The following is a 19832-nucleotide window of genomic DNA, read 5'->3' on the forward strand; positions in this document are numbered from 1 at the left end:
ACTTTCTGATTCTAAGTATAATGGGAGATTTGAATATTTTACATATACTCTGTGATTACTCGCTTACTGCTAAACGCCCTTTATTCTTGTGTTTTCATTGCAAACTACGAAAAAAATCAAAATAAAAGAATTCAATCAGAAAACTTCTTTTTAAATGATCGATTCTAAAAAAAGGAATCTCGACGTTATCGTCAAGATTCCTTTTTTATTGAAAGAAGATTATTCTTCTTCCTCACTGTATTCTTCATCGTCTTCGTCGTCTTCAAGATCTTCGTCATCGATGATAGTCAATTCTTCTTCAATGCTACCGTCTAACTCTTCTTCATCATCTTTATCCGCACCGATTTCTTGTAAATCAGAATTGTACGCTTTGATTTCTTCATCATCATCGTCGTCTTCATCTTCGAATAATTCATCATCGTCTTCATCGGCTAGATCAGTATCTTCTGGATCATCATCGTTATAATCAATCGCATCTTCATCGCCAGTAATAAAGGCGTTAACTTTTTTACGTTTTTTACGTTTTGGTTTGTCTTCGTCGTCTTCGTCTTCTAATCCATGGTTAATCTCTTCGTCAATCGAATCAATTGCGTACCATGAACGTAAGCCCCAACGATTGTCGCCTAAAGAAATAAAACTACCATCGATGTTTAAGTCAGTATAAAATTGTGCCAATGAGTCACGAATCTCACCATCTGATTTACCTAAATATGTTTGAATTTGGTTAACTAAATCAGAAAAATCCATTACATCTGCTTTTTGAGATAAAATCGCATGCGCGACTTCAATCATTGATAACTCACTTTTATCGCTGTCTTTAAATACATTAATTTCCACTCGGGACACGTCCTTTCACAGTCTACGTCTAATCATACAAAAATGTAGCGCGAAAAGCAATTTTTTCTCGCATTTTTTTTAATAATTAAGCCGTAAATTTTAAGTATACCTCATAAGTGCCTATTTTTTCATCTTGCATTAATAATTCATAGTTCACTCGAACTTTTCCAGCCATTGGATGATCGGTTAAACTAATTTGTAAATCTTGTGTGTAAACATGGAAAAACATACTACCATATGGTGTTTTATAGATTGTTTCTGTCGTCTCTTGATATTGAAAATGCAATCGCACACGTGCTTCTGCCGTTGTTCGGATTAATTGCACACTTTGGTCCGGATAAATCTTAATCGTCACTGGTGAAAAAGAAACCCCGTCTGGTTGAGGCTCTTCATATCGCACATACAAATTATGCCCCACACGCGCCACTTGTCCCGTAATTTCATATAGAAATTCTTCGTTGCCTTCTTTTTGATTAATCACTGTTTTTAAAAAAATATTCACAGGTATTCCGTTTTTTAAATTCATCATTGTTCTCCTTCTAGTCGTTTCTCTTTCTTTTCATCCACTTTTCTGCTAAATTTCGTATATAATAGGAATAACAGTAAAAATTCAATTAAAAGAGGGTTATTATGCAACGACTTATTTATGATCAAAAAATGGTGAGTAAGGAAAATAATTATCTTCCTTTTGGACTCACAGACATCTTTACCGAATCCGTTCATTCAAATGATATAGAAATTCTTCACTTTTGGCAATTAGAAAACACATTTATCTTAGGAATGAAGGATACAAGAACACCTTTCTTAAAAAATGGACTGAAAAATATCACAAGTCCTTATACGCCAATTGTTCGAAACTCAGGTGGTTTAGGTGTGATTGTAGACGCAGGTATTTTAAATATCAGTCTTATTTTCCCAAAAACAAACGAACTTTCCTCCACAGATGATGCTTATGAAAAAATGTGGCATATAACACAAAAAGCCTTTCCTGAATTAACCATTGAAGCCTATGAAATTACGGACTCTTATTGTCCGGGTACTTATGACTTGAGTGTGAATGGTAGAAAAATCGCTGGTATTGCACAACGCCGTGTAAAAGAAGGGATTGCGGTTATGATGTACTTGAGCGTCAACGGCAATCAAATGACCCGTGGACAGATCGTTGCTGACTTTTATCGAAATAGCCTCTATCCAAACCATCCAGATACAAGTTATCCGACTGTTAATCCCGAAAGCATGGTCAACTTAGATGAATTATTAGGTATGACCTTAACTGTCGATCAAGTCAAACAACGTTTTATCGACTTATTTATAGCAGATCAAACAATCGACGACATTGATGCTTGGGTATCTGAGAATGCGTTTGATGAACAGCTTCAACGAAAACTTGCAAGCATGACTAAACGAAATCAAATTATTCAGGAGGCCGACTAAATGAACATTTATAAAACGCAACTTCTTCCCAATGAAAAAGTTTTCCGCGATCCTGTTCATAATTATATTCATGTCCAACATCAGGTTATCCTCGATTTAATTGATTCAAAAGAATTCCAACGGCTGCGTCGCATTAAACAATTGGGCACTAGTTCTTTTACCTTCCATGGAGCAGAACACAGCCGATTTTCGCATTCATTAGGTGTTTACGAAATTACTCGTCGAATTTGTGACTTGTTTAAACGAAATTATTCTATTGAAAAAATTGGACCTAGTGGTTGGAATGACGAAGAGCGCCTTGTCGCATTGTGTGCTGCCTTACTCCACGATGTTGGACACGGTCCCTATTCGCACACGTTCGAACATATTTTCCAAACGAATCACGAAGCCCTTACGGTGCAAATTATTTGTTCACCCACAACTGAAATTTATCAAATATTAAATAAAGTTGAGGCTGGATTTCCCGAAAAGGTTGCTAGTGTCATTCAAAAAACCTATCCCAATCCACAAGTCATTCAGATGATTTCCAGTCAAATTGACGCCGATCGGATGGATTATTTATTACGTGATGCTTACTTTACCGGGACTGAATATGGCACCTTTGATTTAACCAGGATCCTACGCGTTATTCGCCCTTATGAAGGCGGAATCGCCTTTGGAATGAACGGCATGCACGCAGTCGAAGACTATATCGTCGGACGCTATCAAATGTACATGCAAGTTTATTTTCATCCAACTTCCCGAGGAATGGAAGTTATCTTAGAACATTTACTTCAAAGAGCCAGAGAATATTACAACAAAGAGCCAGAAATTTTCGTCCAAAACTCGCCGCTCCTCGTTCCTTTTTTAGAAGGGTCATTTACGATTGATGATTATTTACGTTTAGATGATGGCGTTTTAAATACTTATTTCATTTTATGGCAAGATGAAGCGGATCCTTTATTAAATGATCTTGCTTATCGCTTCCTAAATCGTAAGCCCTTAAAATCTTGTCGCTTTGAAGAAGAAAAGCAAGCCGATTTATTGCTTCATATGAAGCATTTAGTGGAAAAAGTTGGTTATAATCCAACCTATTATACCGCTGTTCATGCCAGTTTTGATTTGCCTTATGATTTTTATCGTCCAGAGTCAAATAAACATCGAACACAAATTGAATTACAGGAAAAAGATGGTAGCCTCGTTGAATTGTCACAAGTTAGCCAACTCGTTAAAGCCTTAGCCGGCGAAGGTCAAGGCGATCATCGTTTTTACTTTCCAAAAGAAATGGTTGACCTTTCGCTCCAAGATAACTATGATTTGTTTGGAGAGACGTATCAACACTTTGCATCACATATCCATAATGGTGCATTGATTAACTAAATTTATCGGAGGAAACTATGTCTATTAAATTAATTGCAATTGATATCGATGGGACGCTTTTAAATAGCAATCATCAACTAACAGACGAAGTAAAACTAGCCTTAAAACAAGCAGAAGAAAAAGGCGTTAAAATCGTCTTAACAACTGGTCGTCCATTAACTGGTGTGCAAGATTTAATCGCTGAATTAGAGCTTTACAGTGAAAATGATTATGTGATCACTTATAACGGTGCACTCATTCAAAAAACCAAGTCAAAAGAAATTGTTACACAAACGGGTTTAACCTTTGATGATTACATTGCGATTGACGCTTTGGCTCGCAAATTGAACGTCCATTTACATACAGAAACAGAAACAACGATGTACACTTCTAACCGCGATATCAGTCCTTATACTGTTTTAGAAGCACATCTCGTCAACATGCCATTAAAATTCCGTACACCTGAAGAAATGACACCTGAACTGAATATTTTAAAAATGATGATGATTGATGATCCAGCTGTTTTAGATGCTGCGATTACTAACATTCCAAAAGAATTTTATGATAAATATACGATTGTTAAAAGTACACCTTATTTCTTAGAATTCTTAAATAAAGAAGTCGATAAAGGTGCTGCAGTTAAACAATTAGCCGAAGCTTTAGGGTTTGAATCACGTGAAGTAATGGCTTTAGGTGACAATGAAAATGATTTACCGATGATTGAATATGCTGGTCTAGGGATTGCAATGGGAAACGCAACTGAGAACATCAAAAATGCTGCAAGTTTTATTACCGCTTCAAACGATGCTCATGGCGTCGCTGTTGCGATTGAAAAATTTGTCTTAAATTAATTTATACAGCAAAAAAAGGAGATGCGACTTTTGTCAGATCTCCTTTTTATTTTGTTGTAACCATTGCTCAATGGCCCAACGATGGCTTCCTCTTTTTAAAAGTTGCAACGCCTCTGTTGGGGTAACCCAAGCTAAGACATTCGTTTTTTCTGTTGGTTCAGCTACTTTACGCCAGTGTCCAACTCGATAAAAGTAGCCCGGATGTTCATAATAAGTATCGCGATGACGCGAATAAAAATACTCAAGTGCTTCACCAAAATAGGTCGTCATTTCGACTTCATAGCCCAACTCTTCAAGCATCTCACGATTAATTGTTTCTAAGTGGTTCTCACCAAGCTCTATTTCACCTCCTGGTAAAAAATAGGCGCCATTTGGAGCTTGTACAAGAATAATTTTCTCATTTTGTTCGTCTGCAATAACCACATAAGCACCATGTCTGGCTTTGTACGCCGTGCCTTCATTTTTTTCGCCAAAAGTCGGTACGCTCATCGTCATCCTCCAATATTTCTTTTCTTTATTCTAACGAAACTCTCATCAATAAACAAGTATAACATCATCATTTTGTTACTTTATTCAATATCTGAATAGACGTTCTATCCGTGATTAAATCTCTATGTTATGATAATAATATCAATTAGAGAGGATGATTCATCAATGAAAATGGCTCATACTTGTGTACGTGTCAAAGATTTAGAGGCATCACTAGCATTTTATCAAAAAGCTTTCGGTTTTGAAGAGAGTAGTCGTCGTGATTTCCCAGAAGCAAAATTTACCCTTGTTTATTTAACTTTACCAGGAGATGGTTATGAACTTGAGTTAACATACAACTACGATCATGAAGCTTATGACTTAGGAAATGGTTATGGACATATCGCCATCGCGACAGAGGATCTTGCAGGATTACATACCACTCATCAAGAGCAAGGATTCGAAGTCACCGACTTAAAAGGTTTGCCCGGCACACCACCTTCATATTACTTCATCATCGATCCCGATGGTTACAAAGTTGAAGTAATTCGTGCACGTTAGTCACCACGAAAATTGAAAAAAGTCTTAACATAGAAAACACCCATGAAATCAGTTTGCTAAAACTTTGATTTCATGGGTGTTTTCTTATTAATTTTTACTTAAGCCGTTACTTTGAATTGATTTATTTTTCAATTTTACGTTTCAAAAAATTCGAGAATTCGTTGATACACAAGTTGATTGTCAATTTCATTTAATACTTCATGTTTCATACCTTCGTATTCAATTACCTCAACATCAAGATAACCCATCGCTTCAAGCGTAGCTTTCGTATCGGCTAATCCTTTAACACCACCAGTAATCGCCTCGTCTTGTATGCCACTTAAACTTAAAATTGGTAATGTGGGATTTTGACAACGATACTTTTTAATCTGTTTTAACTCATAGTCCGCTTGCCAAATGGTTGAGACACCTTGATTCGTATAGCCTGGTATCATTTGCGTATCGCCATTTAATTTTTCAATCTGGCTCAAATCATTTGTTAACCAACTCTTATCTTCAGCACCATAGCCAGAAAGCTTCTTCAAGAGCCATGAATGCTTTTGTTTACCTGTTAAAAGTTGGGCAATTTTACCCAACTGAACGCCTAATGGTGCGAGTTTTTCATAAGAGACGGTTCCTGTTAGTAGTAATTTATCGACTAAGTCATCATTTTCTTTTAAATAGTTTCTCGCTAAAATCGATCCAAATGAATGGCCATATAAATACAATGGCATATCCGGATATTGCGCTTTAATAAAATTCGTCAGATAGACTTGATCAGCCACCATTCGTTCCACTCCTGGCATATGGCCAAGAGGATTTTGCTCATTATTTGACTCACCATGCCCGCGATTATCACTTGTTAGTACCAAGTATCCTTGCGTTGCTAAGAAATCTGCAAAATCTTGGTAACGATTTTTATGTTCCAAAATCCCATGAATAATTTGGACAATTCCTTTGATTTCTCTTCCTACAGGTTTCGTAATCGTCACGGCTAAAGGCAGCCCATCGTCGACCATTAAGAAAAAATTTTTTTGTTCATGGTTAGTTTCTTCTAGGTGCTCGACTTTTTTAGTTGCTAGAACTTGCTTATCAGGTTGGTCACGGAATAAAAAATAGGTCAATCCAACACCAACACCGACTATGCTTAGTGGAATTAAAAATTTTCGTTGTTTTTTATCCATTGTTTTTTGCTCCTCATCAATTTTTTTGACGTTCATTTTTCATTAAAACAAAGGATTGTTTTAATGCCGCCCAAATGCCGTTATCATTATAAATCAACACATTTGAACGATACATTTTAGAAGAAAAAATGACTAAAGTAATTAATGTTGCTATTAATATTCCGAGAGATAATAAGACTTGTAAGAGTGGAACATTATCATTAGCTAGACGAATCGGCATCGTATAGGATGAAAGAAATGGAATATAAGACGTAATTCGAATCGCTGCGTGCCCCGGATTGCTCAAGCCTAGAGTTAAGCCAATCATATAACCAGCTAAAGATAAGTAAGTAACCGGTAAAATCGCTTTGCTCACATCTTCCACTTTACTTACAAGTGAGCCACACAAGGCTGCTAGAACAGCATAAATGAAAATACCTAAAAGTAAATAAACAATTGTAAAGATTAAAAACTCCCCAAAAATATCTTTGATTGAAAATTCGGATAGAAATGCTTTTATACTCGGTTTATCTTTAAACCAATAGAAAGCAATCCCGAAACTAGCTAAATATACCGCAACTTGTGTTAAAGCTACAAGTAAAATCCCACTTAGTTTACCATAGAAATGACTTCTTGAAGAAACGCTTGATAAGATAACTTCCATAATTCTTGTGCCTTTTTCAGACGCAATTTCTTGGGCGATGATACTAGCATATGTCACAATAAAAATAAAAAGCAAAATCGTACTCATCATACCTACAATTGTTCGAATACCTGAAAAATCAGCTTCTTCTTGCAAGTTCCCTGCTTCATCAAAAGAAACCTTTTGCACGTTTACACTCACAGGCTGATTAATTGCCGCAACCTCTTCAGCTCCTAAACCAAGTGCTTGCGCTCTGAGTGACGATTGGAGCTGGCTCAATTGAAAGTTCAGACCCATTAATGTTTCTTGTGAGGCACTCTCTTGACTTAACATTTCAGCTACGAGTGTATCATTTTCAACTTTTAATAATAACAAAGCGTCCAAACCATCCTTTTGCAAGGCTTTTTCACCAGCTTCTTTTGTTTCAAAAGAAGTAAAACCTTCTTCAAAAGCGACAAATTCTTGTAAGCCCTGAAGCGTAGATTCACCTTCAATGACAATTCCAGATTTAAAATCTTCATCACTATTACTCGAAAATTGCCCAATAAAATAAAAAGCAGCGAGCGCTAAGAAAGGCGCCAGTAACATAATTAAAAAAGAAACAGATTTAATATTTTTTAAATAAACGTCTTTTGTAATAATCCAATATTTATGCATGGCGTTCCCCTACTTTCTGTTTGAAAATTTCTTCTAATGTTGGAGGTTGCTGATTAAACATTGGAATATAACCATCTTTTGTGGCAGCTGTAAACAAAACTTTTCCTGCTTCTGGATCATTTAAAGTAATTTCAAATGATTGATCTTCATGAACTTTTATTTGTTCGACACCTGCAATTGCTTGTATTTCATCTAACGTTAAATTTGATTCTAAAAAAACCTTCGTTCGCCCAAATGATTGACGGATTTCATGAACGACCCCATTTAAAACCGTTTGGCCGTTATTCAACATAATCAAATGGTCACAAATTTTTTCGACATGATCCATATTATGACTTGAGAAAATCACACAGGATCCGGAATTTTTTAATGATAAAATCCCTTCTTTTAAAAGTTCTGCATTAACTGGATCCAAACCACTAAATGGTTCGTCTAAAATAATTAATTTTGGTTCATGAATAAGTGTCGCTATCAACTGAACTTTTTGTTGGTTCCCTTTTGAGAGTGTCTTCACTTTATCTGTCTTTTTACCTTTAACCTGAAAGCGTTCCATCCACTCATCAATTTTTGGTTCAATTTCTTTTTTTGTTTTGCCTCGTAACTGCGCAAAATATAATAATTGATCTTGAATCGTAACTTTTGGATATAATCCCCGTTCTTCTGGTAAATAACCAATAATATCATATTCATTTTTACCAATTGGGCGACCATCCCAAAAAACCTCACCTCGATCGGCTTTTAAAAAATCGAGAATCAAACGAAACGTTGTTGTTTTTCCCGCACCGTTTTGACCAATTAACCCCATAACCGTTCCCGGCTTAACCGTAAAAGTCAGATTATCAACCGCACAATAATCATCAAAGGTTTTTCGTAGATTTTTCACCTCTAACATCTATTTCCCTCCTTAAGCCCTTTTTTACTTCCATCTAAAATCATATATTAAATAAGTTATGTTATAAGCATAACACACTTTTTATTCCGAAATAGGTCCTTTAGTCTGATTTTGTAGATGTTCATAAACATTTTTTGCCACATTTTTCGGTAAGCCTTTTTCAATTAACTCTTCTTGCGTCGCAGCTTGAATATTTTTTAGGGATTTAAATTCTTTCAATAATTGTTTTTTTCGTTTCGGTCCAAGCCCCTCTATATTGTCTAACTTAGAAGCAAAACTTGTTTTACTCCGTAGTTGACGATGAAATGTAATCGCAAAACGGTGGACTTCATCTTGAATCCGTTGCAATAAGAAAAACTCCGCCGAATTGCGTGGTAACGAAATAACAGCTAATGGATCACCATAAAGTAATTCACTCGTTTTATGTTTATCGTTTTTAGCTAAACCTGCCACTGGTAAATCAATACCTAATTGGTTTTCTAGTACATCTTTTGCTACATCGACTTGACCTTTCCCACCATCGATGATTATCAAATCTGGTAAGGATAGTCCTTCTTTTAACACTCTCGAATAACGTCGATAAATGACTTCTCGCATCGAAGCATAATCATCTGGCCCTTGAACAGTTTTTATTTTAAATTTGCGGTAATCCTTTCTTGAGGGTTTTCCATCAACAAACACAACCATCGCCGAAACGGGATCAGTCCCCATAATATTCGAGTTATCAAACGCTTCAATTCTGAGCGGTGACGGAATATGGAGGGCATCTCCTAAGCGATCAATTGCACCAATTGTCCGTTCCTCTTTACGTTCAATTAAATTAAATTTTTCTTCAAGCGCAATTTGAGCATTTTTACTTGCCAATGCAACAATTTTCTTTTTATCGCCCCGTTGTGGTTTCAAAACTTTGGTAGCAACAACTGCCTCTACACTTTCTAAATCAATGTCACTCGGAATTAAAACTTCATTTGGCGGAAAGTGTTCATTTTTTTGATAAAATTGACCAATAAAAGTTAAAAAATCTTCGGGTGCTTCATTGTAAAAAGGAAAAATCGAGACATCACGTTCAATTAATTTTCCTTGACGAACAAAAAATACTTGGACACACATCCATCCTTTATCCACACTGTAGCCAAAAACATCACGATTAATAAAATTTGATTGCGTGATTTTTTGTTTGACCATAACCGTTTCAATTGCCCGAATTTGATCACGAAATTCGGCTGCTTGCTCAAAAGCTAAATTTTCAGCCGCCTGGTTCATTTTGTACGTAATATTTTCTTCTATTTCTCGATAATTGCCATTTAAAAATTGACTAATCTCTTCAACAATTCCTTGGTAAACACTTGGATCAACATCAAAATAATATGGACATAAACATTGTCCCATATGGTAATACAAGCAGGGACGCTTTGTATTACCGGGTCCGCATTTGACTAGCGGGAAAAGTCGGTCCAGTAATTTTTTAATCTCATTGGCCGCTTTGACATCCGGATAAGGTCCAAAATAATGAGCTTTGTCCTTCAAGACTTTTCTCGTAATCATTAACCGAGGATATTTTTCATTTGTAATTTTAATAAAAGGATAGGTTTTATCATCCTTTAGCATAATATTATATTTTGGGTCATTTTTCTTAATTAAATTAATTTCTAAAAGCAAAGCTTCAACATTTGATTCCGTCACAATGTATTCAAAATCTTCAATCTCACTAACCAAACGGGTAGTCTTCGTATCATGGCTCCCGGTAAAATAGGAGCGGACACGATTTTTCAATACTTTGGCTTTTCCAACGTAAATAATTGTATTGTTTTTATCTTTCATCAAATAGCAGCCCGGTTCATCCGGTAAAAGGGCTAGTTTATGTTGAATTTGTTCATTCATCCTACTCATTCCATTCTCAATTTATCCACTGAATTGATTATACCACGAAGGTGTGCTCAGCTAAAAAAGAGAGCCTAGAATCCTGTTTCGATTCCGACTCTCTTTTAAATATTTTATAAATGAGGTGCAATTAACGCTTCTAATTGCTCTTTAGTGTGAACACCAATCGCTTTTTCAACGACTTGACCATCTTTTTTCAAAATTAATGTTGGAATACTCATTACGCCAAATTGTGCCGGTGTCGCAGGATTTGCATCCACATCCATTTTCGCAATCTTTAAATCTTCTTCGTCATAAGCTTGACCTAATTGTTCTAAAATCGGTGCTTGCATACGACAAGGGCCACACCAAGCTGCCCAAAAATCAATTAAAACTAAGCCTTTATCTGTTTCTTGTGCAAATGATGCATCTGTAATTTCTACTGTCATTTTATTACCTCCAATTTATGATGAAAGTATAGCATCAAAATCATTTCTTGACTAACTAGATGCTTCACTTTTCATACTTTACTTAAATGTAACGATGGTTGCGCCATTTCCACCTTGGTTGGCGGGCGCAAATTCAAAGTGCTTGACACTACGATGATTTTTTAAATATTCAACAATCCCCTGACGTAAAGCACCAGTGCCTTTTCCATGAATAATCGTCACTTGCGGATAATTTGCAAGCAAAGCACCATCAATATATTGATCAACCTCATTTAACGCTTCTTCGTAACGTTTACCGCGTAAATCAAGTTGTGTTTCAACATGTGAACTGTTACCCGAACGAACGGTTGAAATCACTCTACGAACGGGCTCTTTCGTCGGTGCAAGTGATTCCAACTCGCTTTCAGCGACTGTCATTTTTAAAATACCTAATTGGACTTGCCATTGATCATTGCCAATTTTTTTCAGTAACTCACCACGTTGACCGTAAGAAGTTACCATGACTTCATCACCAACTTTAAGTTTCTTAGCCGCTTTGGCTTTTTGTAAAACTTTATTTTTGTGTAAATGGTCTTCGGCGTGTGATAAATCGGACAACTTCGTTTTCATGTTAATCAATTCATGTTCTTTAACGCGATTTTGACCACTAGTTAATTGCATTTTACGAATATCAGAAATGATTTTTTCTGCTTCTTCTTTTGCCTTTTCAACTAATTGATTGGCTTCTTTTTTCGCTTTAACAATTTCTTTTTCACGTTCTTCATAGAAATAACGGTGCGCTTCTTCTAATTCTTTTTGAATTTTCTCGGAAGCTTCAAGCGATTGACGCAATTCAAGGTATTCGGTTTCTGCCATTTTACGACGATTCTCTAAATCGGCAATCATTTCATTTAAATCTTGACTTTCACCATCAATAATTTGCTTAGCTGAATCAATAATTTGCGCATCTAGACCTAGACGTCTTGAGATTTCAAATGCGTTGCTACGCCCGGGCACACCAATTAATAAGCGATAGGTTGGACTTAACGTATCCACATCAAATTCCATGGAAGCATTTATCGTATTTGGTCGATTGTAACCATAAATTTTCAATTCTGGATAGTGCGTGGTCGCCATTACATATGTTGAACGGCTACCCATCTCATCTAAAATGGCAATCGCCAAGGCAGCCCCTTCTTGCGGATCCGTTCCTGCTCCTAGCTCATCAAAGAGCACTAAACTTTTTTCATTAGCACGACTTAAAATATCAACAATATTAACCATATGCGAGGAAAAAGTCGATAAATTTTGCTCAATTGACTGTTCATCACCAATATCTGCAAAAATCTCGTCGAAAATGCCCATTTGACTTTGCTCATCAACTAAAAGGGGCAATCCTGCTTGCCCCATTAATTGAAGTAATCCCAATGTTTTTAAAGCAATCGTTTTCCCACCAGTATTTGGTCCCGTAATGACAATTGCTTGATAGTCTTTTCCGAGAGCAATATCATTTGCGACTACTTTTTCGACCGGAATTAAGGGATGTCTCGCTTGTTTAAAATCAACCGCATTGTCCAAATTGATTTTAGGAACAATTGCTCGATATTCTTTAGCAAAACGAGCTTTCCCATTCATAAAATCAAATTTACCAATAACATACGCATTATGAATAATCTCTTTGCGATATGGAACTAACTCGGCTGATAATTCTGATAAAATACGAGCAATTTCATTTTTTTCAGCAATTTGTTGCTGACGTAAACGATTATTTAGTTCTACGATTTGCTTTGGTTCAACAAATAATGTCTGGCCTGAAGCACTTTGGTCATGAATGACACCACCAAAAATACCGCGATATTCGCTTTTAACAGGTATCACATAACGCTCATTTCGCATCGTAACAATGGCATCACTTAAATAGCGGGCATTGTTACCACGAATAATCCCATCTAATGTTTCCCGAATATTTTGCTCACTTCGACGAACTTGTTGGCGAATCTGACGCAACGCATCCGATGCCTCGTCAGTAACACGTCCGTCTTCATCAATCGCGGTTTTTAAGCGTCTCGTTAATTCTGGAACGTGCGTGAGTTGTTTCGCCCAATCATAAAGTCGTAGAAATTCAATTTCATTCTCTTCTAATTCCTCAATAAAACGGTGCAATTCACGCGTCGTTGTTAAGACACGGGTAATTTGTGCTAACTCGACACCATTTAAATCGGCACCAATTTCAATCCGTTTCATATGTGGTCGAATATTTTCAATCTTTGGAACAGGAATACCGCCACGTAAGCGTTGGACTTTGATACCGTCTTCGGTTTCCTTTAACCAAGTTTCGATCCGGACACTATCTGAAATCGGGGCTAACTCGGCTAACTCTTCTTTTCCTTGTGCAGTTGCTAAATAAGGAATAATCATTTGTTTGACTTGCTCAAACTCTAATGTTTTTAAAATGCGTGAATTCAATTAACTCACCTTTCTTTCTATAACAATCAAAAGAGGGACGTTTTTGTTCGTCCCATCCCTTATTTTTTAACCAATCATTTGGTCAATCCATATTTTTTGGAAATAATCTGCTAAAAACGGACTTTTCTCAACAATCCATCTCGGAAGCGATCCTGCTTTAAATAAGTTTTGAATGCCATCAAGTGGAATCAACGTCAACAGTTTAAAGAACATGAATATCCAAACATAAGCAATCATCATGTTTAAGAAACCTGCCACAATCCCATCTACCGAAGGAATCAATTGTTGATACCTTAAACCACTTGCTAAAATCCCAATAAATTTTGCCACTAAATAACCCAAAATAAAAAAAGCAATAAATGCCAAACTTGCATAAAAGGATTTATCTAAATCAAATGATTCCTGCTGACTAAAAAAGACCATTTTTGTATCTGGTGAAACGGATAAATACGGTACATATAGTGAGATTTTTTCTCCCCATACTTCGTAATATTTTTTTGCGATTAAAAATGCGACGAAAAATCCGCCGGAATAAACGAGCTGTAAGGCCAATCCTCGACGATACCCGCTATAAAATGCCAGAAGCAATATTAATAAGATTATTAATCCAACCATTTCTTACCCTCTCTCCTGCTAACTTTTTGCCGCTTTACTCTGAATCGTACGCTTTCTTTCCTCATTCAGAATATTTTGCGCTTCCATGTGACTATGAATTTCCACCTCGCCACGTCCAGTACGTTCAAGGACTTCACGTGCTTCAAGCTCAATGGCTTCAATCCGTTTGATTCGGTTTTCCAGTTCAACCGCTTTAATCGCCTGCTCTTTTAACGAATCAACCTTTTCTTTAAGGATTAAAATTTCTTCTTGCTTTTTTAATTGATCAGACAATGCGTTGATACTTAATAAAATTGCTGCTTCTTCTTCACTGATTTGCGGAGACAATTGACGAATGTCTTCTAATTGTTGATTGACTAACTTTGTCACACGATCCATATGTTGGCTCGATTCTTGACCGATAATTGTATATGATTGATTTGCAATGACTGCCTTGTAACGAATTTTTGCTTTGGCCATTGAACTAAACTCCTCCTACTAAAAAACTACTCCTAAACATTATAAAAGAAAAATTGTTTTTTTGCTATGTGCTTTCCTCTTTTATTAACTTATTCTTCATTTTTATATGATAAAATAGAAAAAAATAGTAAAAGAGGTTTATTATGAGTCACGTTGTTATCCAATTACCAAAAAATAAAATCATTGAACTACAACAATTCTATCAAAAAGAATTATTAAATAAAAATATTCCGTATGCCCAGTTTGTTGCAAAAAAAGCTGGGACAACGATTACTGCCTACACTTCCGGCAAAGTACTGTTTCAAGGAGCAAATGCCGAACAAGAAGCTGGTCGATGGCAACTAGGGATTTCTGTGGCGCCTACTACTGCTTCAAAAAAACAAGTTTCAACGAGTACTTTACCTAGAAACTTATCGGAGTTAAGTTTTATTGGCAGTGATGAAGTCGGCAACGGTAGCTATTTCGGACCACTGATTGTTTGTGCGGTATATGCTGATAAAGACAACTTATCGTCCCTTAAACAACTTGGGGTCAAAGATTCAAAAATGTTAACAGACAACGATATTCGTCAAATTGCACCAAAAATAAAAAAAATGGTTCCATTTAAATTACTTGAAGTGACACCAAGTAAATACAATCAAATTCAACCAACGTACAACGCCGTCCATATGAAAGTTGTCTTACATAATCAAGCGATTCGACTTTTACTTGAACAAATCGCTCCAAATCAACCAGAAGGCATTCTAATTGACCAGTTTACACCTGAAAGTAACTATCGAAAGTATTTAAAATCAGAAAAATTCGCAATCACTGAAAAGCTTTATTTTGTCACAAAAGGAGAGCAATATCACCTAGCCGTTGCGGCAGCTTCGATCTTATGTCGCGCCCAATTTTTAGAGAGTTTGGAAACGGGCTCAAAAGAAGTCGGTGTCACCCTACCTTCTGGTGCCGGAACCAAATCCGATCAAGTTGCAGCAACAATTTTGCGTAAAGGTGGCTTAGAACTTTTAGGCCAATATGCAAAGCTACATTTTGCTAACACGCAAAAAGCACAAAAGATTGTTGGTGATTTATAATGAAAAAAATTGCAATTATCGGTGGCGGCATCATTGGTATGACCTTAGCCAATTACCTCGATACTCAACAATTTGAGATTACTTTGTATGATGATGGTATCGGCCAAGCAACAAAAGCGAGTGCTGGTATTATTTCCCCTTGGCTTTCCAAACGCCGCAATAAAAAATGGTATCAATTAGCTAAAGACGGGGCAGCTTTTTTTCCAAAGCTTGTAAAAGATTTTGAACTTGGTACTTCCGTTTATAATCAAACGGGGACAGTTATTTTTAGAAAAGACGACGAGCTAGATGCCCTTTATGATTTTGCCCAACAACGTTTAATCGATACGCCTGAAATGGGTTCGATTGAACGTCTTAGTGAAGAAGAAACGACTGCAGCTTTGCCATTACTAAAACCAAGGAAAGCTTTAAAAATCAGTGGCGGTGGTAAACTTGATGGTCTCGCTTATTTAGAAAAACTTGCTCAACTTGCTAAAGGAAAAGGTATCCGACTCATCAATAAAAAAGTTGAACTGCGACAATTAGATAACAAATTGGTGATTCTAGATAACGGAAATTCAGAAATTTTTGATATCGTCTTCGTGACTGCTGGTCCAGCCATCAAAAATTTACTCGCTCCTTTAGGTTACAATGTCGATATCCGACCACAAAAAGGACAACTTTTAGAGTTCGAAACCACTCATCTTGAAAGTCATGATTGGCCAGTTGTGATGCTCGATGGTGAAGCCGACTTTATTCCTTTTGAACAAGGGAAAATTTTAATCGGTGCCACGCATGAAAATGAAGGTGAATGGGATTTAACACCTACACAAGCCGCATACGATCAACTTTGGTCGCATGCCAAAGAATTTTTAGTAGAGCCGTACAGTTTCCAAAAATCACCATTCAACTACCGGGTGGGCACGCGTGCTTACACATCCGATTTCGCCCCCTTCTTTGGCGAAGTTGAACCAAAGTCAAACTTATTAGTCGCTAGTGGATTAGGATCCTCTGGCTTAACTGTCGGTCCCTTAATCGGCTATCTACTAGCACAAAAAGTTAATCACGGAATTTGGCAGACTGAACATTATCAAAAACCGATTGAGTCATACATAAAAAAAACAAGGATTGTGACCTAAGTCATAGTCCTTGTTTTTCTTACTCATAAACCGTTCATAAACACTTGAGCTATACCGTCTTAATGACAAAGTTATTGTTTGTTTCTGCGATAATTTTCGGGTGTTTTTTTAGGTAATCAGAAATTAATTCGGTCATATCCACTGGGATTTCTTTGATAATTTTGTCTGCTGTAAACATTTGATAATTCCCACCGCCTACACCGCGGTATTGATTCATAACTACTTGCAGAGTATCGGTATCAGCAACAGCTTTCCCCTGATACGATAATGAAGTCACACGTTCACCCATTGCTTTGGTTAAATCAATCGCATATTCAATGCCTTCGTACATATCATAATTATAATATTGCGGCTTTGGCTCAATGTATTTCGGATTGAAAACAACCTCACCATTTTCTATGATAAAATAAGTTGCTGTTTGTTCTAGAGCCATTTTTAAGTCTTGTCCAGTAATTTCTAGTACCGCCAATGTGTTTGGATAAATATAATTGGTTAAGACGTCACGCATCGTAATCATTGAACCAAAGCCTCGACCATCATTATTAAATAATGAGGTTAAGGAAATATCTGCACCACTAGCATCCATTTGAACTTTATTAATAAATTCCACGTATGGATGTTCTGCTAAACGAGCTGCATTTGGATCTTTAATCGTCATATCACCCGTCACTTCTCCAAGTGTTTGGTCTAACCAGATTTCAACTTCTTCACTTAAATCAGCTATTTTTTCGATAATTGCGTTATCTGTTGGTACATTTTCTGTTGAGTGAATTCGAGCTTGACTGTCAATAACTGTCGGCTTGCCGGCTTTTTCTTCGATTGTTAAAGTGATTTCACCAAGAAACGCGCCTCTAAATCCTGGTTGAATTACAGGAACACCGTTGACTTTTGTCGCAATCTCACGATGTTGATGGCCAGTAATTAACGTATCAATCCCTTCAACTTCGTGTAACAAAGCATAACCTTCGTTTTCACCTGTTAAAGCCTCCGTTGGTTCGCCCGTTACTAAGTCACGTTCAAAACCACCATGATACGCCACAATCACCACATCAGCTTCTTCTCTTAGTTTTGGTACGTAAGTTTTAGCCGTTTCGACAATGCTCTTAAAACGTAAACCACGGATTGTTTCAGGTTGTTCCCAATGAGGGATATATTGTGTCACCATACCTAAAACAGCAATTTTAACACCGTCTTTTTCGATAATCATGAAAGGTTGCCCGAAAGCCACTTCACCAGCTTCATTTTCGATGTTAGCTGCTAAGACAGGATGATTGTAACTTGCAATCGCAGATGTTAAATAATCGATACCGTAATTAAACTCATGATTGCCGATGATACTCGCATCATATTGAATATCGTTTAAAACATCAATAATCGCTTTAGCGCCATGTTGCTCATTTTTTCGAACGTAATAACTTAACGGTGATCCTTGAATGAAGTCGCCATTTTCAATTTTTAAAACTGGTCCTTTTGCTTGGGCTTCCAACTCTTTCATCTTCGTTGCGATACGAGCCGCTCCAAAAGGCAGATCCATATTTCTTTCGGTAAAATTAGTCGGTAAAATATATCCGTGTAAATCACTTGTTGCTAAAATTGTTAATTCCATTTATTTCCCTCCTAACTAAAAAAAGAGGAGCGAGTGTTCAATAACGCCCCTCAGCTCCTCTTTTATAACATAATTATTGATTTAAAGCACTTTCTAATAAAGGTGCAGATTCTTCAATTAATGCATCCAAATCTTTTGTTGGGTTTGCTAAAATATTTTCCATGATTACACGGATTTCATTGTAAGCAGCATCGCCATTTTCGATTACTGGAATTGAGAATAGTTCAGTTGTTGCTTCGCCTAATGATACAGGAACTTTCATACCTGAATTTTTGTATTCGTCGCTTTGAACAACAGAATCAACAATTGGCATGTAGCCCGTTGCAATTGCCCAACCTAATTGAGATTCAGGTGTTGCTAAGAATTTCATTAATAGGTAAGCAGCTGTACGTTGTTCTTTTGATGCGCTATCAAACATATAAAGGTCTGTTCCTTGTTGTAAGTTGATTGCTTCTGGACGGTTAACTGCATTGTATTCAAATTTACCTTTTGTATCAGTTGCTGTGTAACCTTCACCAGCAGTAGAACCGATATAGATTGCTAATTGTTCGTTAGCGAATGGACCTGATAAGTATTTATCAGAACCAGCAATACGGAAGTAACCTTCTTTAACACCTTCGAAGTAGTAGTTAATTAATTCTTTCGATTCTGGGCTTGAAAGATCCATTTCAGGGCTTAAATCAACGCCACGGTTTTTCATACCAATTGCATAGAAGTTGTTTAATGAATCAAAACCAGCTCCGACAACCTTACCTTCTGATTTTTCGTAAATTGTTTTTGAAACTTCTTTTAATTCTTCAAAGTTTGTTGGTACTTCAACGTCGTATTCTTCAAACATATCAACATTATAGAATAACATTTCTGTTGATTTATTGAATGGAATCCCAACTTGTTTGCCTTCGATTTTTGCACCATCCAATAATGATGGGATGATTTGTTCTTGTTCGCCCCAACCAATTGTTTCGTTTGACATGTAAGGATCTAAATCAACTAGCATATTGTCTAACGCAGCATCTCTTAACCAACCTGGGTAAGCTTGTGTTAATGTTGGTAAGTCTTTAGGTGATGGTAGCGTTGAATTGATTTTTGCTTGTAAGTCACCATAAGATGATTGGTTTTGCAACTCCACTTTGATATTTGGATTTGCTTCCATGAAAAGATTTGTTAAACGTGTTAACTCTTCTTCTTGTGCACCATTCATTGCGTGCCAGAATGTAATGTTTGTTTCTTCAGTGATTTCTGTTACAACGCTATCTTTAGCGCCTTTATCCTCACTGCTAGAATCAGTATTCCCTCCTCCACATGCTGCTAATGCAAAAGTAGCGGCTACGGCCAACGATGTTACTGCGAAACGTTTGAACTTCATTTTTTTCTCCCCTTA

General features: G+C 36.7%; 19 protein-coding genes. 6 read left to right on the top strand and 13 right to left on the bottom strand.

What is annotated here, in order from left to right; genetic code table 11:
- Window positions 1–219: 219 nt before the first annotated feature.
- Together rpoE and ACFO3L_RS02790 are read right to left on the bottom strand one after the other, a co-directional pair.
- Window positions 220–837 carry a DNA-directed RNA polymerase subunit delta gene (rpoE, locus tag ACFO3L_RS02785; protein ID WP_379963610.1) on the bottom strand — a complete coding sequence of 206 codons (618 nt, stop codon included), beginning with the start codon at window positions 835–837 and terminating at the stop codon, window positions 220–222.
- Window positions 838–922: 85 nt separating this feature from the next.
- The gene (locus ACFO3L_RS02790; RefSeq protein ID WP_379963612.1) at window positions 923–1366 is read right to left on the bottom strand and encodes a YwiB family protein; all 444 of its coding nucleotides are present in this window, start codon (window positions 1364–1366) and stop codon (window positions 923–925) included.
- A gap of 101 nt (window positions 1367–1467) precedes the next feature.
- On the opposite strand from ACFO3L_RS02790, the gene ACFO3L_RS02795 reads away from it, so the two are divergent.
- The 3 genes from ACFO3L_RS02795 to yidA are packed head-to-tail and all read left to right on the top strand — an operon-like array spanning window position 1468 to window position 4460.
- Window positions 1468–2271, top strand: coding sequence for a lipoate--protein ligase family protein (locus ACFO3L_RS02795; protein ID WP_379963614.1), 804 nt, complete (start codon window positions 1468–1470; stop codon window positions 2269–2271).
- Complete coding sequence (locus ACFO3L_RS02800) at window positions 2272–3630, top strand: HD domain-containing protein (RefSeq protein ID WP_379963616.1); 1359 nt, start codon at window positions 2272–2274, stop codon at window positions 3628–3630.
- Between the two features lie 17 nt (window positions 3631–3647).
- Window positions 3648–4460 (top strand): sugar-phosphatase, encoded by an 813-nt coding sequence (gene yidA / locus ACFO3L_RS02805; RefSeq protein WP_379963618.1) that lies wholly within the window; start codon window positions 3648–3650, stop codon window positions 4458–4460.
- A gap of 33 nt (window positions 4461–4493) precedes the next feature.
- Here yidA and ACFO3L_RS02810 read toward each other — a convergent pair whose 3' ends face one another.
- Window positions 4494–4949 (bottom strand): NUDIX hydrolase, encoded by a 456-nt coding sequence (locus ACFO3L_RS02810; RefSeq protein WP_379963620.1) that lies wholly within the window; start codon window positions 4947–4949, stop codon window positions 4494–4496.
- Window positions 4950–5114: 165 nt separating this feature from the next.
- Here ACFO3L_RS02810 and gloA point away from each other — a divergent pair, with 165 nt between their 5' ends.
- The gene (gene gloA, locus ACFO3L_RS02815; protein ID WP_379963622.1) at window positions 5115–5489 is read left to right on the top strand and encodes a lactoylglutathione lyase; all 375 of its coding nucleotides are present in this window, start codon (window positions 5115–5117) and stop codon (window positions 5487–5489) included.
- Between the two features lie 134 nt (window positions 5490–5623).
- Here the strand turns inward: gloA and ACFO3L_RS02820 are convergent, their stop codons facing one another.
- From ACFO3L_RS02820 to zapA, 8 genes are all read right to left on the bottom strand, one after another.
- Window positions 5624–6652 (bottom strand): alpha/beta fold hydrolase, encoded by a 1029-nt coding sequence (locus tag ACFO3L_RS02820; RefSeq protein ID WP_379963624.1) that lies wholly within the window; start codon window positions 6650–6652, stop codon window positions 5624–5626.
- A 16-nt stretch (window positions 6653–6668) separates the two neighbouring features.
- Window positions 6669–7931 carry an ABC transporter permease gene (locus ACFO3L_RS02825; RefSeq protein WP_379963626.1) on the bottom strand — a complete coding sequence of 421 codons (1263 nt, stop codon included), beginning with the start codon at window positions 7929–7931 and terminating at the stop codon, window positions 6669–6671.
- Window positions 7924–8823 (bottom strand): ABC transporter ATP-binding protein, encoded by a 900-nt coding sequence (locus tag ACFO3L_RS02830; RefSeq protein ID WP_379963628.1) that lies wholly within the window; start codon window positions 8821–8823, stop codon window positions 7924–7926. The genes ACFO3L_RS02825 and ACFO3L_RS02830 overlap by 8 nt, the downstream gene beginning before the upstream one ends.
- A gap of 81 nt (window positions 8824–8904) precedes the next feature.
- Window positions 8905–10704 carry an excinuclease ABC subunit UvrC gene (gene uvrC / locus ACFO3L_RS02835; RefSeq protein ID WP_379963630.1) on the bottom strand — a complete coding sequence of 600 codons (1800 nt, stop codon included), beginning with the start codon at window positions 10702–10704 and terminating at the stop codon, window positions 8905–8907.
- 113 nt (window positions 10705–10817) lie between these two features.
- Window positions 10818–11132: a thioredoxin gene (trxA, locus tag ACFO3L_RS02840; protein ID WP_379963632.1), complete on the bottom strand. Its 315-nt coding sequence runs from the start codon at window positions 11130–11132 to the stop codon at window positions 10818–10820.
- 78 nt (window positions 11133–11210) lie between these two features.
- Window positions 11211–13577, bottom strand: coding sequence for an endonuclease MutS2 (locus ACFO3L_RS02845; protein ID WP_379963634.1), 2367 nt, complete (start codon window positions 13575–13577; stop codon window positions 11211–11213).
- A gap of 66 nt (window positions 13578–13643) precedes the next feature.
- Window positions 13644–14192 carry a CvpA family protein gene (locus tag ACFO3L_RS02850; RefSeq protein WP_379963636.1) on the bottom strand — a complete coding sequence of 183 codons (549 nt, stop codon included), beginning with the start codon at window positions 14190–14192 and terminating at the stop codon, window positions 13644–13646.
- An 18-nt stretch (window positions 14193–14210) separates the two neighbouring features.
- Complete coding sequence (gene zapA / locus ACFO3L_RS02855; protein ID WP_379963638.1) at window positions 14211–14651, bottom strand: cell division protein ZapA; 441 nt, start codon at window positions 14649–14651, stop codon at window positions 14211–14213.
- 143 nt (window positions 14652–14794) lie between these two features.
- Here zapA and rnhC point away from each other — a divergent pair, with 143 nt between their 5' ends.
- Window positions 14795–15727, top strand: a complete 933-nt coding sequence (rnhC, locus tag ACFO3L_RS02860; protein WP_379963640.1) for a ribonuclease HIII — start codon at window positions 14795–14797, stop codon at window positions 15725–15727.
- A complete protein-coding gene (locus ACFO3L_RS02865; RefSeq protein ID WP_379963642.1) occupies window positions 15727–16845 on the top strand; it encodes an NAD(P)/FAD-dependent oxidoreductase in 1119 nt (372 codons plus the stop codon). The genes rnhC and ACFO3L_RS02865 overlap by 1 nt, the downstream gene beginning before the upstream one ends.
- 49 nt (window positions 16846–16894) lie before the next feature.
- Here ACFO3L_RS02865 and ACFO3L_RS02870 read toward each other — a convergent pair whose 3' ends face one another.
- Window positions 16895–18451, bottom strand: coding sequence for a bifunctional metallophosphatase/5'-nucleotidase (locus ACFO3L_RS02870; RefSeq protein WP_379963644.1), 1557 nt, complete (start codon window positions 18449–18451; stop codon window positions 16895–16897).
- A gap of 73 nt (window positions 18452–18524) precedes the next feature.
- On the bottom strand, window positions 18525–19817 hold the full coding sequence (locus tag ACFO3L_RS02875; protein ID WP_379963646.1) for an extracellular solute-binding protein: 1293 nt from the start codon (window positions 19815–19817) through the stop codon (window positions 18525–18527).
- Window positions 19818–19832 lie beyond the last annotated feature (15 nt).

The sequence above is a fragment of the Enterococcus eurekensis genome (assembly GCF_042654605.1).
GTDB lineage: Bacteria > Bacillota > Bacilli > Lactobacillales > Enterococcaceae > Enterococcus_I > Enterococcus_I eurekensis.